This is a genomic window from Clostridium sp. LXY-7, assembly GCF_056172015.1.
The window spans coordinates 415,307-430,598 of the sequence record NZ_JBLLJL010000005.1; the positions used below are offsets into that span (position 1 = coordinate 415,307).

Sequence of the window (15,292 nt, forward strand, 5' to 3'; positions counted from 1 at the left end):
TCCTCCATCTACACCTGCACTTATATTAGAATATACTTTCCTTTGCTAGTGCTATAGCTGAAATCTCTTTATTGTTGTATAAGCTAATTTTCATAGATAGATTAAATGGCTCAAATTTACATCTATATTTATCTAGCTGATTCTGCCCGCAAGAGTTCGTTCCAAGACCATTTTGTTTATAATCTAAATTTAGAACTATATAGTCTCTCTCTTTTAAATCTATAGTATGTTTAGCTTTTTCTAAATCAATAGTTTCATAATACATAGCACTGAAATTTAACTTATCTTCAGCTACCGCCATAAGGCCCACTCCCCTATCATTATTTAGGGATACCCATTTTACTTCTGTCCTGTTGCCATTCTCTTGTGGTTTAACATAATTAGTAAATAGTTCGTCTACAGTATTTTTATAAACTCCTATTAAATTACATTCTTTAGAATCTACATAGCTCTCTCCTGGACCTTTACCATACCACTGCACCTTATATAAATCCTTGTTTATATTTACCTTTACTCCTATTCTTGGTAACATCTTAGGAGCATTTTCCATTTTGCCTGCTGGAATCCCCTTTACTGCAAATAAAATATCTCCTGATGGATAAATCTTATATTCATAATTAGAACTATAATACCAAGCAGAATTAGTAGTTCCATTCATGGTAGCTACATTAATCACTATATAGTTTTCCATTACTTCATACCTAAAATCCTCTACCACTTCATGCCACAAATGTACAAAGTATTTCTTATAGTAGTCTTCTAAAAGATACATATCATTATCAATAGGAGCTCTCCAGAAATTTAATGCCGGCCCTTCATTAATAACTTTATACCCATCTCTATAGCCTTCAATTAAACGTCCCTTAACCTTATCGAAGATCACTTTAAATTCTTCACCAATTACAATTAATTTATATCCTTGATTTTCAACCTTTAAATATCCAGTCTTTTTTACATATACTTCTTCACATTGAACAGGTATCTTAAATTGAGCAGTAGCAAGTTCATACCCAGACTTAGCCCATGGTGTATCTATATTTAGTTTATAACTTATATTAAGATAATAATCTGTTCCCTTTTCTACGTGAAATTCTTTATTATATCCTATATTTATATCCTTAGTATCTCTTCCTTTGATTCCCTTTATGTCTATGGTTCCACTCTCTAAAATGGTATCATCTTTTACCACAGAATAAACTAAATCTAAATGATCTAAGGTAGAGAAATCATATCTATTTATTATTCTGATTAAACCATTTTTTATATCTACTGCTTGGGTTTCCACTGGTTCAATAACCTTTTTATACTCCAGTAGTCCTGGTGATGGTGTTCTATCTGGCATGATTAATCCATCCACGCAAAAATTACCATTAGTTGGATCATCTCCAAAATCTCCACCATACTTATAGTAAACTCTTCCATCTACATGAGTCTCCTGTATTCCATGGTCAAACCACTCCCATACAAAACCACCTTGTAACTTATCGTAAGCATAAAATAATTCTTGATATTCCTTTAAATTTCCTGGACCATTTCCCATAGCATGACAATATTCACATAATATATGAGGCTTTTTACTATTCTTCACTATTTCATCCATTAGTAATCTCTTAGAATCCTCATGTTCAAGCCAAGTATACATGGTGGAATACACATCCACACACTCAGCTTCAAAGTCTCCCTCATAATGGATAAGTCTTGTTGCATCCATTTCTCTACATCTTTTAGCCATAGCCCTAAAATTATGACCAAAAGAAGACTCATTACCCAAGGACCACATGATTATACAAGGATGGTTCTTATCTCTCACAATCATTCTTTCAAGCCTGCTTACATAAGCCTTTTCCCAAGAAGCATCATCGCTTATCTTATTATACTCTCCTGTAAGCTCAAAGCCGTGACATTCTAAATCCGCCTCATCAATTACATACATTCCATATTCATCACATAATTCATATAGCCATCTTGAATTAGGATAGTGAGCTGTTCTTATAGCATTGATATTATGCTGCTTCATGAGTATAATATCCTGCTCTATCTCTTCCCTAGCTACCACTCTACCATTTATAGGGCTATAATCATGTCTATTTACACCCTTGAATTTAATAGCTACTCCATTTACTGTAAATACTTCACCTTTAAGTTCAATCTTTCTAAAACCTACTTTGTGCGGTATTACCTCCACTATATTGCCATTTCTTTTTAAGGTGATTAAAAGTGTATATACATTTGGAGTTTCAGCAGTCCATTTAAGAGGAGCTTCTATAGTTTTGTTAAAGCTTATATCTTCAGAACATACCTTTTCTTCTTCATATAATATGATTGCTCCATTTTTATGAATCAATTTATATTCTATGGTAAGTCCTAAACTTTCTATATTATCTCCTCTCAATTTAGTATTAATAGCCAAAATCCCATTTATATATTCTTTATCTAAATCTGCAACTATAGTTATATCTTCTATTCCAATTTTAGGCTCTATATAAAGTTCTACATCTCTAAATATACCACTTAACCACCACATATCTTGATCTTCAAGGTATGTCCCATCACTCCACTGATATACTCTAACTGTACATTGATTTTCTCCACTTCTTAGAAATTCCGTTATATCAAACTCACTTTCATTTCTTGCACCCTTGCTATAGCCCACTTCTTCTCCATTAATCCACAGGTTAAATGCAGAATCCACTCCATTAAATCTTAATATAATTCTCTCTTTTAACCATTCTTTTGATACATAAAAACTTCTCTTATATATTCCTGTAGGGTTTGCAGTAGGCACAAAGGGAGGATTTATCGGAAAATTATACCATAAATCTGAGTAATGCATTTTTCCATATCCCTGAAGCTGCCAGTTACCAGGTACTATGATATCATCCCATTCCTCAATATTAAATTCTTCCTTAAAGAATCCTTCAGGAGAGTATTCTGGAGCTTCTAAAAAAAGAAATTTCCACTGTCCATTTAAGCACTTATGTCCATGAGTATACTTAACTTCATTAGTCATTGCTTTCTCTTTAGAAGGAAATTTATTAAAACCTCCTCTTTTGCTCAATCTATTTACACCGTCTATAGTAATATTTTCCCACTGTTTAAAATTCCTCATAATACTCCCCCTATATTTAATACTAAATTTTATTTGCAATTTTATTCATTATTATGAAAATTACTATCTGAATTCAATTATATAATTTATATAGATAAAATAGAATAACTTTTCATCATATTTTAAAACATTTCTAGTTGCAAAATAAGATATCCTTAAACTATATTTATATTTTATGAATTACTATTATGAAAACTCTTATAATATTCCTTAGATAGCTATTAATTATAAAATTATGTATCATTATAATCTACGTAAAATTTTTTTCATTAAAATATTCCATAAAAATACCTATATGAAACGTATATCAATTGTAGGAGGAGAAAGGCATGATTAAAATTAATACTGAAAAATATATTTTGCGTCTAGCTACTGGAGATGTTAATGCACTAAAAGCCCTATATGATTGCTTTCATAGAGAGGTATATTGTCTTTCATTAATCATATTAAAAGATAAAGAGCTAGCTGAAGATAGCTCTCAAGAGGTATTTCTAAAATTGCTAACTAAGGCTAATACTTTTCGTAAAGGAGAGAACTCTAAGGCATGGATATTAGGAATAACTCGAAATGTTGCTATCGATAGTTTAAGAAAAAGAAAAAATTTAATATATACCGACTTTATGTCAAAATCTGGTCAAGAAAGTAATACCCTCATAGATGATACAAATATTGATGAAATCATATGTTATAAGCTAGATATTGAGCAAGCTTTAGAGTACTTAGATGCTTCCAGTAGAGAAATTGTGCTATTGCATTTATTATCTGGAGTAAAATTCAGAGAAATCAGCGAAATACTAGATATACCTATGGGAACTGTAACTTGGAGATATCAAGCTGCTATTAAAAAATTAAAAAAAATACTTAATGGAGGAAATATGAATTATGAATATATGGTCAGAAAAGAAAATTAAAAAAGCTCTTATTAAATATAGCAAAGAAACACCTAATTATTGGAATAAGATACAAGAAAATTTACCTCAAAAAGAAATTGAAAATAAAATGTATCTCAAAATTCCGAACCTAAATAAAAATTTTTTTAAATATGCCCTTTGCTGCACTTTAGCAATAATAATTCTGTTTTCTGGAATTCTATTACCTGCTAATCTTAAAAAAAATACTCTACAAGATAGTAATTTAAGCAAAAAAAATGGTGTAAATAATAAATCCAGTAATCTATTTACTATTACTGCCTATGCTGCTGAACACAATGGTTCTGAAGCAATGGACATAACTAATACTAAAACCCTAACCTTAACTGCCAATACAAAAGTAGAAATGCCCTTTGGTAAAATACAAAGAGGAGCTCTTAATACCTTCACTTATGATAATGGAGAGGTTTACAAAGGTTATGAAGCTAGCTATGATTTTGATGGTGGATTTATTGTATCAGGTGACAATGTAGAAAGTATAACTTATTCATCATCCAATGGAACTTTAGAATATTTTGATGCAGATAAATATTCACTTATGCTATCACAAGGTGAAATCTATGTATGTTCCATAGACTTAATGTCTCATAATATAACTGGTATGAGCTTAGACGAATTACGCGAAGAGTTTTTTAAGCTTTGGAATTCAGGAACTTTTGATGAATATAAAAATAAGTATTTTAAGGATAAGCCTCTTACTTTAGATGATTATGGACTTCATTTTGAAACTAAAGATGGAGATAATGGAAAATTTATAGCCACTAAAATTAATATTAGAAGCAAAGCTGATTATGAAGAGAGCTCTTCTAAATATAAAATAAAAGGAAGTTCTGTAGTAGCTAAAGCAGGATCTCCCATTTCTTGGATTCCTTCTGAGAAAGCCTTTGATATTGTAATGGCTTATGGTGAATTAAATTATGAAGATCTCATTGGAGACACTGTTACTATAATCACAAAATTTAAAAATGGAGAAACCAAAACTCAAACAATAGACCTATCTTTTGACAAAGACGGTAATCTTATTGGCGAATTAAAATAATCTAGATTATATTTATATAATCTAGACCTATAGTCGCAGTGAATTGTGACACAGGCACAGAGAAGTGTTTCCTTCACTCACAGTGAATTACTCATGTTGTTCACAGAGAGCTACTTACTACCTTCAGAAAGAGATTTACTTTCTCTCTGACGAAGTCAACCCTCTGCGCTAAAGGCGCACTTCACTGTAACCGTAGGTTGCAATTCACTGGCGAAGCCAATTCACTAAATAAATTACTCCATAATTTATTTAAAATATACCTTTCCATCTTCCATTTTATCAATTATAGCTAAGGATTCTACCCTAACCCCTTTTTCTTCTAATACTTTTCTTCCCTCTTGAAAACCTTTCTCTATAACTATGCCAATTCCAACTATATCTACTTCCGCTTGAGCTGCTATATCCAGTAATCCACTTGCTGCACATCCTTTAGCTAAGAAATCATCTATAATTAAAATCTTCTCACCCTTTTTTAAGAAATTTTTCCCTACCCTAACCTTGTAATCTTTCTTCTTTGTATAAGAATGGACTTCACTCTCATATACTTCTTTATCTAAATTTAAACTCTCTGTCTTCTTTCCAAAAACCACTGGAATATAGTCAAAATATTGAGAAACTATAGCCGCAACTCCTATTCCTGAAGCTTCTATTGTAAGAATTTTATCGATGTTCTCCTCTTTAAATCTTTCCTTAAATTCTTTTCCTATTTCATTTAAAAGCTTAATATCCATTTGATGATTTAAAAAACCATCCACCTTTAATATGTTTCCTTCTCTCACATTTCCATCTCTAGTAATTCTATTTTTTAAAATTTCCATTATAATTTTCCCCCTTAAATTTATATAATATAAGCCATCCTTCTAGAATAACTTTTAGAATAGTCTCTAATTATTACACTAAATAATATAATCCCTATATGGTTTCATTATTTTTTAAAAAGTTACAAAAAAATTCCTAAGCAGATTTTGCTTAGGAACATGTAATCAAATTTATAAATATTAACATATATACTTTATACTTATTATATAGTTTTTAAATTAAAATAAATATATTATGTCTTAATTATCTATAAAAAATGAAACTAATTACACATTCGTAGCGAGGAAGTTTACGGCCCCCCGTAGAAACGCCTAACCCCTATTGTTAAGCATATACAAATAATATTTAATTATTTTTCTATGACTTTATTTCAAATTCCCTCATGTTATCCACTGGCAAAGAATTAATCCCCCATTATTTCCTATAGCATATCTCCCTGCTTCATATCTATAGCTAAATCCATTGCTATCCTTAGCTGTAATATATATTATCACCATATCATTAACCTTACAAGATATAGAATAATTCTCTAGAGCAACAGGATATATATTAAATCTTTATTAACTTTATTCATCTTATAATACAATAATAAGCAAAGATAAGCCAATATAGTTGAAATAGTTTTTGTAGTGGTTATTTATATAAAAAAGCTATATACTTATAATGAATATTAAACTATTTCTAACACCATTCTAGTTATTTAGGTATGTACTGAAGATTTATATTAATGATTCAAAGTTATTTTTTGTAATTAATCAGCTATATTCTGTATTACAAGTGTTTGTATTGTAGACATTTATGTCATTTTTAAGATAATATATAATAAGATTGTCTTATTATATATTTTATTTACACTTAGATTTTGAAAATAAATCAACTGATTATGTCATTAAAATAATAATTCAAAATTTACAGGAAATATTTATTTTTATATTAACACATTGGTGGTGAGTTTGTGAAAAATTTTATATGTAATATTGATACTTATAAACCTATTGAAAAAAATCAAATAGAAGCTTTAGGAATAAACTCTATTGATGATTTATATTACAATAGTAAAAATATTGCCAAATTGAGTTTATCCATAAAAGAAAATAATAAGGATGTTTGGATTAAGCTACCCTTTTCTAATAATCTAGAAGAAGAGCTATCGCTTTCAAAAATATTCCTATCCTTTGATTGTAATAACCTAAAGAAATATGCCTTTGATAATATAATCTCTATTCCTAGGATTTTTAATCTTAATACTCAAAGAACTTCAACTATGCTTAGAGCTGTCAATAGTTTAAGAGATGAAAATATTATTTATCGCATAGAAGGACCTTTCACAGTAATAACTTCTTTATTAGAATTGTCTTCAGTTCTTAAATTCTTAAAATACCAACAAAGCAATTTTAATGAGTTATTACATTCTATTGAGGAACTCATAATTCAATATGCTATATTAGCTTATAGAAATGGTGCTAAAATATTATCTATTGGTGATCCCGTGGCTACTATAGATGTAATAGGACTTGAAATCTTTAACACTGTATATAAATATAGTTTAATAAGAATACTTAAATCTATAGAAACAAAGTGTCCCAAAGCTATTATTCATTTATGCGGTAAGCTAACTAATGACTTATTAGAAACCTCCTCTGCTAACATAACTACATATAAATTTTCAGAGGAGCTTACCTATGGCGAATCACTGCTTAAATACTATAATCTTAATCCAATTAAAAGAATTATAGGCTATAGGTGTATGAAAAATACAATTGGCTATCATAACGAAATATATATTATTGATAACTTTTATAATAATCTATTAGAAAAAACTATTTCATAGTTTAAGTAAAACCTATACATATTCTCTACTTAAGTCTAATAAAATAGCTTTTTATAGCTAATTCAATACTATTCTTATTAATAAATCAAATTAGACATATTGAAGAAATAACTAGTCAATATACGAAGTATGCTGACTAGTTATTTTTTGAAGATGCCTTAGTTTCCTTGATTATAATTCATAACTTCTATAATATTATTTACAATTTTACTAATTTCCTTATCATTTATTACTTCAATAGTAGCATATTTATCATAAAGCTCTCTTCTTTCTTTATATAAATTATAGATCTTATCTTTTCCACCTTTTAAGAGAGGTCTAGTATCTATTTCTACATCTCCCAGAATCAACTTTAAAGGTCTATTTATAAAAACTATATGAAATTCTTTAAAATACGCCATATTATCTTCTCTTTTAACTACCCCGCCACCAGATGCTATAACTACATTTTCAAATCCACTTAGATCTCTACAAGCTCTAGTTTCTTCATTTCTAAACTTATCCTCTCCCTGAGAAAATAATTCTTCTATGGTACTATTACTATTCTCTTCTATATATTTGTCCATATCTATAAACTCTATAGAAAGTTTTTTAGCGAGTTCTTTTCCTATAGAACTTTTGCCACATCCGGGCATACCTATCAATATTATTTTCATTTATTATTTCTCCCTATAAGTAAATTACAAAACAATTTATTAGAACCCTGTAATAATCTACATTATATATATTCATTCTAATTTTTCTTTAAGTTCTTTAAATATTACTTCTCCTAACTCATCATCAATAGTTATGTCATTCCAGATTTCTTCTGCTTTTAACCCTTGACCTACCAACATATACAGCCCTTCCACAACCTGCAATCCTAATGCCTTAGCTCGTTTTAAAAATACGGTTTCCAGTGGATTATATACTATATCTACTGCAGTGTTAAACTTTCTAATTACTGTATCACTGACAGCTATGGTTTCTATCTTTGGGTACATGCCACAAGGAGTTGTATTCACTATTATATCTCCCTGTGCTATACTCTCTAGTTCCTTGTAATCAATGATATTATATTCTTTAAAGGAATTTTGTGCACTTTCCACATTTCTTGATACGATTGTCACTTTTCCACAACTATCTTTTAAAAATTGTGCAACAGCCTTAGCTGCTCCCCCTGCCCCTAATACAAAACAGCTCTTTCCTTGAATCTGAACACACTCTCTCTTCAGCATCTTACCAAAGCCATAATAATCTGTATTATATCCTAAAGCTTTTCCATTTTTGATTAGAATAGTATTCACTGCCCCAATAGCTTTAGCTTCTGGAGATATATAATCCAATTGATTAATTATGTCTTCCTTGTAGGGGATTGTTACATTTGCACCTTTAACTCCAAGAATCTTTAAGCTTTCTATTACCTTTTTAAAATCTTCTCTCTTTACAGAAAAAAGGTTATATGTTCCCCTTATATTTAACTCTTTAAAAACTCTATTATGTATAACTGGAGACAAGCTATGTGCTAATTTTTCTCCTATCAATCCAAAACATTCCATGCTATCACTTCTCCAATACCTGTCTTTGATACTCCTTACTAACATCCATCATTTCTTGTAAAAATTTCTCACAGAATTTACCAAGATTTTTATTTTTCAGCCTTTGAAGATTTTTCTCAATAACTTCCTTTTCCCTAGCTTCATTGAATATAAGAATATTATTCGCCTTCTTATATTGTGCTACCTTAAGTACTATTTCCATTCGCTCTTCAAAAAGACTTATAATTTCTCTATCTATTCTATCAATATTTTCTCTTAATTCTTTAATATCTTCCAATTCACTACTCCTCCTATATAAATTTATAAATGATATTCCTCTTTCTAAAGGGATTATACTTCTTTATATTATATATAAGTTTCAATAATAAAACTACATAATACAAATAGACATTCTTATAATTTATTTAAGTTGAACAGTAATAATATGAAGTTCTAATTAATCTAATATTTTTACATTTATCTATGTTTTTATATACCGTTGATCTAAACTGTGTATTATTACGAAGGTATCTATTTGTAGAAGTAATATATAACGTTCTTCTATTTAAAACATCAATTAGACTAGCCTTCCTTTACCATGGTATACTTGTGTGGGGTTAGAATAGAATTAAATATAAGGGGGCAATTTTTATGGTGAACAAAATAAGTGTAAAAAATGTAAAGGCAGATGCTGAAGAGCATTTCAGAAAGGGAGAATACTACTGTTCAGAAGCAATAGTATCATCTATTAAGAAGAACTTTGAAATTGATATGCCAGATGAAATGATTGCTATGGCATCAGGTTTCCCAGTAGGTATTGGTAAATCAAAGTGTACTTGTGGAGCAGTTAGTGGAGCTGTGTTATGTCTTGGATATTTCTTTGGAAGAACTAAGGGAAGTAATCCTCAAGATCCTAGGAGTGTAAAGGCATTAGAATTAGCTTATGAGCTTCAAGATACTTTTAGACAAAGACACAAATGTCTATGTTGTAGTGTTCAAACAAAAGGAATGGACATGGCATCCGGTGAACACAAAGCTCAATGTATAAAATTCACAGGTGAAATGGCAGAAAAAGCTGCTGAAATCATAGTTAGAGAATTAAATATTGAAAATATTGATGGATAAGGTAGGGTAATTCTATGGTTGAATTTATAAAAAAAATACCATTACCCATAGCTGGAGTTATGTTATCTCTAGCAGCACTAGGAAATCTTTTGGTTTCCTATGGACTTATATATAAGAACTTTTTGGGGTTATTATCAGCAATAATTCTACTATTACTTACCTTTAAAATTTCTCTTTGCACTAAAGGTGTCATAGAAGAGTTGAATAATCCTGTAATTGCTAGTGTGTTTCCTACTTACTCAATGGGAATCATGCTTTTATCTGTGTATTTTAAGGATATGTCTTTTAGTATTGCACGTATCATATGGATTATTGGTGTTTTGATTCATATTGGTCTTATATTATTCTATACAGTGAAATTTGTATCAGGATTTAACATTAAAAAGTTATTTCCAAGTACCTTTGTTGTATATGTAGGAATAGGTGCAGCAGGAATAACAGCTCCAGCTTTTAAACTTGCTAATATAGGACAAATCTTCTTTGGGTTTTCCTTTATATCCTTTATCATTCTATTGCCTATTTTATTTTATAGGACAATTGTAGTAAAAGGTATTCCAGAACCAGCACTTCCTACTACAGTAATTTTCGCTGCTCCAGCTAGTCTTTGCTTAGCAGCATATTTAAACTCTTTCAGCGATAAAAATATATACATTGTGGGATTCTTAGCTGTGTTATCGCTGATATTATACTTAGGAGTTTTACTATATCTACCAAAGCTTCTAAAGTTAAAATTTTATCCAAGCTTTGCTGCTTTCACTTTCCCAATGGTAATTAGTGCAATTGCAATGAAAGGTACTAATGGATTCTTAATTAAAGCAGAAAAAGGTATAGAACTTTTAAAATATGTTGTAAAATTTCAAGAGATCGTTGCAGTGTTAATCGTAACCTATGTGTTAATAAAATACATAGCATTTTTAACTCAGAAGAAACCAGTACAAGCTAATGCACCTGTTACAAAATAAAATTAAGTACCCGAAAATATTATTTTCGGGTACTCTTTTTATATATAATTTAATTTGTATTCAAGAACTACTTCTTTCTTGCTACCATAAAATATCGATGTTCTTTAGCCTCTACATACCCTTGTCTCTCAAGAATTTTTTGTAATTCTACTAACTTATCAAAGCATTTCTCTACTGAAAACTCTGGAAATTCCCATTCTATGATTTTAGCATAGAACACAAGGGCTCCTATATCCCTGAAACGTGTATAAGGAAAATACTCTCCACTCCCCAATACTTCAAAATCATTTTCTTCCGCCTCTTTTATAATTCTCCTTAGGTTCAAACAATTATCTATTATACTAGGACACTGACCTAATAAAAATTTACTCATTTCATCATTGTTAGTTCCACCTACCTGCTGAGTTATAAATAAACCATCTTTTTTCAATATTCTATTAACCTCTCTTAATGAAAATGATTCATGTCTATTAATAATTAAATGAAAAAAGTCATCTTCAAAAGGCAGCTCTTCATCATTATTTACAGCCATAACTTCAATACCATAGGGCGTCAACGTTTCTTTACTTAAAACTATATTAGGAGGATAACTTTCTGTGGCATAGGTTTTTCCTGAGGTTGGTTCCAAGGTTAAAAGAAACTCTCCTCCCCCTGTGCCCATATCCAGCATTAGCTTTTCACTGTCCATATTTAGCTTAACTATGTTTTTATAATCCCAAGGCAATCCCTCTTCTTCAGTCCTGTTATTTATATGAGAAAAATCCCACCCTTTAAATGAATGTTTTTCTTCCTCTATCCAAATTTTTTTTAAATCTTCTAGTTTCATAAACTACACTCCTTTATATTTTAATAGTTATAAAGGTGCAGTTAATACTGATAACAAATTTTTTATATATTAGCTCGGCACAATCTGCTATCAGATTGTTTCAACTGCACCGAGCAGTTAATTAACTTTAATTTCATCTTCACACTCTCCTAACAGTCTATACCTTTTCTTGATAACACTCCTTGGGTATAGTAATGCTTAATCTCCTTCATTTCAGTTACTAAATCAGCTACGTCTATTAGCGCTTGCGGTGCATATCTTCCAGTGATTATTATTTCACATTTCTCATGATTATGCTTTAAGGTTTCAAGCACTTCTTCTATAGTTAGAAATTTAAAATACAAGGCTATAGTAAGTTCATCAAAAATAACTAAATCATATTCTCCGCCACTGATTATATCCTTCATTTTATTTAAAGCAGCTTTAGCTAAATCTTTGTCCCTTTCAGTAGGATTTCTATCTATTAAACATCCATCTCCAAGCTGCTCTATAATTATATTAGGAAAATGCTTTTCTAATTCCGTTTCGCTATACTTCATATCTTTAACAAACTGTCCTACATAAACCTTTCCACCATTAAATAGTGTTCTTATTGCCACACCAAAGGCTGCTGTAGTCTTTCCTTTTCCATTTCCTGTATACACATGTATATAACTCATACATAACTCCTCCTATGCTATTCACTAATCTCTCTTTCAAAGATTATTTCATATTCTGTAGGCTTCCCATGAGCATTATAATACATAGGAACAATCTGCACTAATCTCCAACCATTTTTTGCATGCTTATCTATAGTTTTATGATGTTCAGCTTCAATAAAAAATCCTCCTAGTGTTGTGGATACATATTTATATTCATACATAGTCATCCCTCCAACAAATTATTATTTATTATGTAATCTCGGTATTTACTATGATTTTCATTTTATTATAATTTTTTCATCTTAAACTTAATTATACCACTTATTCAGAAAATTTAAATAATATAAGTTCTAGTCCCTTAATTTTATAGCCAAATCTATTTGTATAATATAGAAATTCAATTACAACTTATATATTATAATAATGCTAATTCATATTAATTAGACATTATACAAATAGGCTTTTATTCTATAAAATATTGAAATTGAACTTCATATTATTGCTGTGAATACCATTTGCAGAAATCTTAGATTTACTTGGGCTGTATGAAAGTAAAAAGCGTTAAGAAAGACAACTTGTTCGAGTGAAGCGAGTTGTTGTCTTTTAGCTTTTTGCTTGAATAGAGCCTTAGTAAATCAAGGTTTCGAAACGGTTGATAAGTGTAAACTTAGATTCATGCGAAGCAAATGAATCTCTAGTTGAACTTACACAGAGGGCCAGTAATAATATGAAGTTCTATTTAATTTAATTTTTATGATATAGCTATTTGTATAATGTATAAACTTAATTGGAACTTATATATTATAAATTTTTATTCAACCTTACAATTTCATTTCCTATAATCTTCTTATCTAATCTCTCAAATAATAATTCAAAATCACCAATACTATTTCCACCTTCTATTTCTATACACTTCCATCCATCTTCAGTATATCCTAGCCATGACTTAATTTTTTCTGAAGAGAATGGCAGGAATGGATTTAATAAATTGGCAATATTTATTATGGCAAATATACAATTAAAAATGGTGTTACTACAACTATTTTCATTATTTACCCTTATCCAAGGTGTTTTTTCATCAAAATATTTATTCATACTCCTAATAAATTTGAAGATTTCCTCTATAGCTATTTTTAAATCTCCCTTTTCAACATATTCTCCAACTCTTATATATAATTCCTTTATATTATTGAGAATCTTTTCTTCTGGTCTTCCTTTTGGAATAGAACTATTAAAATACTTCTTCACAAAAACTAAGGTTCTATTTACAAGATTCCCATAAGCTCCTAATAACTCGCTATTATTGCTATTTACAAATTCTCTCCAAGAAAAATCTGTATCTCTTTTCTCTGGCCCATTTATTATAAAAAAATATCTTAAGGCATCAATATTATACCTTCCAATTATATCTGGAATCCAAAGGACCCAATTATTGCTGGTGGATATTTTCTTTCCTTCAAGAGTTACATATTCACTTGAAATAATTCTATCTGGTAACTTTTTATAATCTATTCCATCTAACAATGCTGGCAATATTATAGAATGAAAAGGAATATTATCCTTCCCATGAATATAGTAAGATACACTATTATCATCCCAAAACTCTTCCCAATTTCTATTATTTTCTTCTCCCCATTTTTTGCTTAGTGTAAAATAACCTAGCACAGCATCTATCCAAACATAAATCTTTTTATCCTCATAACCTTCAATTGGTACATCTATCCCCCATGATAAATCTCTTGAAATTGCTCTATCTTTTAATCCTTCATTTAAATATCTTTCAGTATTGTTAATGGCATTTACTCTCCACTTAGTTTTTGAAATTTTTAAATGACTTCTTAACTCCTTTTCAAATTTAGATAGAGCAAAATATAATTGTTTTGTCCCTTTAACCAATGGCTCATTACCACAAAGTTTACATTTTCTCTTTGATAACTCTAGTGGATCTAATAAACTAGAACAGTTATCACATTGATCTCCTCTAGCAATACTCTGACAATTTGGACATACCCCTTCCACATATCTATCTGGCAAGAACTGGCTACAATGCTCACAATAGAGCTGTTCTACTTCTTTTTCATAGATTAATCCTTTCTCATATAAACTTTTAACTATATCTTGAACCTGTTGTTTATGGTAATCATCATCTGTTCTTGAGTAATAATCATATGAAAATCCTAACTTATCAAAGCAATGTTTAAACTCATCATGATATTTATCTGTGATATCCTTTGGTGATACATTTTCAGCTTTAGCCCTTAAGGCTATTGGAGTTCCATGACAATCACTGCCTGAAACATACAGCACCTTATCTCCCTTTGTTCTATAATATCTAGCTATAACATCTCCTGGTAATAATGCTGATATATGGCCTATATGCAAAGATCCATTAGCATAAGGCCAAGCTCCTCCAATTAAAATATTCATCTTAACTACCTCCTGATTTTTCACTCTAATTAGTCTCTTTTTTCTAAAGGTAAGGTTATTATCTAAC

The 15,292-nt window shown here is 29.9% G+C and carries 14 protein-coding genes and 1 riboswitch; of the genes, 5 read left to right on the forward strand and 9 right to left on the reverse strand.

What is annotated here, in order from left to right:
- Positions 1-25 precede the first annotated feature (25 nt).
- Complete coding sequence (gene ebgA, locus ACI48Q_RS18330) at positions 26-3,109, reverse strand: beta-galactosidase subunit alpha (RefSeq protein WP_474920568.1); 3,084 nt, start codon at positions 3,107-3,109, stop codon at positions 26-28.
- 329 nt (positions 3,110-3,438) lie between these two features.
- Between ebgA and ACI48Q_RS18335 the strand changes: the two genes are divergently transcribed.
- Both ACI48Q_RS18335 and ACI48Q_RS18340 read left to right on the forward strand, forming a co-directional pair.
- Positions 3,439-4,020, forward strand: a complete 582-nt coding sequence (locus ACI48Q_RS18335) for an RNA polymerase sigma factor (protein ID WP_474920569.1) — start codon at positions 3,439-3,441, stop codon at positions 4,018-4,020.
- Positions 3,992-5,077, forward strand: a complete 1,086-nt coding sequence (locus tag ACI48Q_RS18340) for a hypothetical protein (RefSeq protein WP_474920570.1) — start codon at positions 3,992-3,994, stop codon at positions 5,075-5,077. Before ACI48Q_RS18335 ends, ACI48Q_RS18340 begins: the two co-directional genes overlap by 29 nt.
- A 245-nt stretch (positions 5,078-5,322) precedes the next feature.
- Here ACI48Q_RS18340 and ACI48Q_RS18345 read toward each other — a convergent pair whose 3' ends face one another.
- On the reverse strand, positions 5,323-5,895 hold the full coding sequence (locus ACI48Q_RS18345) for a xanthine phosphoribosyltransferase (RefSeq protein WP_474920571.1): 573 nt from the start codon (positions 5,893-5,895) through the stop codon (positions 5,323-5,325).
- 258 nt (positions 5,896-6,153) lie between these two features.
- Positions 6,154-6,254: riboswitch (purine riboswitch) on the reverse strand.
- Positions 6,255-6,851: 597 nt separating this feature from the next.
- Here ACI48Q_RS18345 and ACI48Q_RS18350 point away from each other — a divergent pair.
- Complete coding sequence (locus tag ACI48Q_RS18350; RefSeq protein WP_474920572.1) at positions 6,852-7,727, forward strand: uroporphyrinogen decarboxylase family protein; 876 nt, start codon at positions 6,852-6,854, stop codon at positions 7,725-7,727.
- Positions 7,728-7,885: 158 nt separating this feature from the next.
- On the opposite strand, the gene ACI48Q_RS18355 is transcribed toward ACI48Q_RS18350, so the two are convergent.
- The 3 genes from ACI48Q_RS18355 to ACI48Q_RS18365 all read right to left on the reverse strand — a co-directional run bounded on the left by ACI48Q_RS18355 (position 7,886) and on the right by ACI48Q_RS18365 (position 9,542).
- A complete protein-coding gene (locus tag ACI48Q_RS18355) occupies positions 7,886-8,383 on the reverse strand; it encodes a shikimate kinase (protein ID WP_474920573.1) in 498 nt (165 codons plus the stop codon).
- Between the two features lie 72 nt (positions 8,384-8,455).
- Positions 8,456-9,265, reverse strand: coding sequence for a shikimate dehydrogenase (gene aroE, locus ACI48Q_RS18360; RefSeq protein ID WP_474920574.1), 810 nt, complete (start codon positions 9,263-9,265; stop codon positions 8,456-8,458).
- A gap of 4 nt (positions 9,266-9,269) precedes the next feature.
- Positions 9,270-9,542, reverse strand: a complete 273-nt coding sequence (locus tag ACI48Q_RS18365) for a chorismate mutase (RefSeq protein ID WP_474920575.1) — start codon at positions 9,540-9,542, stop codon at positions 9,270-9,272.
- Positions 9,543-9,895: 353 nt separating this feature from the next.
- Between ACI48Q_RS18365 and ACI48Q_RS18370 the strand changes: the two genes are divergently transcribed.
- Both ACI48Q_RS18370 and ACI48Q_RS18375 read left to right on the forward strand, forming a co-directional pair.
- Entirely contained in the window at positions 9,896-10,369 is a 474-nt protein-coding gene (locus ACI48Q_RS18370) for a C-GCAxxG-C-C family (seleno)protein (protein WP_474920576.1), read from the forward strand.
- Between the two features lie 14 nt (positions 10,370-10,383).
- Entirely contained in the window at positions 10,384-11,331 is a 948-nt protein-coding gene (locus ACI48Q_RS18375; RefSeq protein ID WP_474920577.1) for a TDT family transporter, read from the forward strand.
- A 67-nt stretch (positions 11,332-11,398) separates the two neighbouring features.
- Here ACI48Q_RS18375 and ACI48Q_RS18380 read toward each other — a convergent pair whose 3' ends face one another.
- The 4 genes from ACI48Q_RS18380 to metG form a co-directional block, all read right to left on the reverse strand.
- Positions 11,399-12,157: a class I SAM-dependent methyltransferase gene (locus ACI48Q_RS18380; RefSeq protein ID WP_474920578.1), complete on the reverse strand. Its 759-nt coding sequence runs from the start codon at positions 12,155-12,157 to the stop codon at positions 11,399-11,401.
- Between the two features lie 149 nt (positions 12,158-12,306).
- Positions 12,307-12,816: a cob(I)yrinic acid a,c-diamide adenosyltransferase gene (gene cobO, locus ACI48Q_RS18385; protein WP_474920579.1), complete on the reverse strand. Its 510-nt coding sequence runs from the start codon at positions 12,814-12,816 to the stop codon at positions 12,307-12,309.
- Positions 12,817-12,833: 17 nt separating this feature from the next.
- On the reverse strand, positions 12,834-13,019 hold the full coding sequence (locus ACI48Q_RS18390; RefSeq protein ID WP_474920580.1) for a DUF4177 domain-containing protein: 186 nt from the start codon (positions 13,017-13,019) through the stop codon (positions 12,834-12,836).
- 580 nt (positions 13,020-13,599) lie between these two features.
- Positions 13,600-15,225 (reverse strand): methionine--tRNA ligase, encoded by a 1,626-nt coding sequence (metG, locus tag ACI48Q_RS18395; RefSeq protein WP_474920581.1) that lies wholly within the window; start codon positions 15,223-15,225, stop codon positions 13,600-13,602.
- Between the last annotated feature and the right edge of the window lie 67 nt (positions 15,226-15,292).

Coding starts and splice junctions, on each gene's coding strand:
- ACI48Q_RS18345 (WP_474920571.1), bottom strand. CDS start 5,895: ATGGAAATTTTAAAAAATAGAATTACTAGAGATGGAAATGTGAGAGAA.
- ACI48Q_RS18370 (WP_474920576.1), top strand. CDS start 9,896: ATGGTGAACAAAATAAGTGTAAAAAATGTAAAGGCAGATGCTGAAGAG.
- ACI48Q_RS18380 (WP_474920578.1), bottom strand. CDS start 12,157: ATGAAACTAGAAGATTTAAAAAAAATTTGGATAGAGGAAGAAAAACAT.
- ACI48Q_RS18355 (WP_474920573.1), bottom strand. CDS start 8,383: ATGAAAATAATATTGATAGGTATGCCCGGATGTGGCAAAAGTTCTATA.
- ebgA (WP_474920568.1), bottom strand. CDS start 3,109: ATGAGGAATTTTAAACAGTGGGAAAATATTACTATAGACGGTGTAAAT.
- metG (WP_474920581.1), bottom strand. CDS start 15,225: ATGAATATTTTAATTGGAGGAGCTTGGCCTTATGCTAATGGATCTTTG.
- ACI48Q_RS18340 (WP_474920570.1), top strand. CDS start 3,992: ATGAATATATGGTCAGAAAAGAAAATTAAAAAAGCTCTTATTAAATAT.
- aroE (WP_474920574.1), bottom strand. CDS start 9,265: ATGGAATGTTTTGGATTGATAGGAGAAAAATTAGCACATAGCTTGTCT.
- ACI48Q_RS18335 (WP_474920569.1), top strand. CDS start 3,439: ATGATTAAAATTAATACTGAAAAATATATTTTGCGTCTAGCTACTGGA.
- ACI48Q_RS18375 (WP_474920577.1), top strand. CDS start 10,384: ATGGTTGAATTTATAAAAAAAATACCATTACCCATAGCTGGAGTTATG.
- cobO (WP_474920579.1), bottom strand. CDS start 12,816: ATGAGTTATATACATGTGTATACAGGAAATGGAAAAGGAAAGACTACA.
- ACI48Q_RS18390 (WP_474920580.1), bottom strand. CDS start 13,019: ATGTATGAATATAAATATGTATCCACAACACTAGGAGGATTTTTTATT.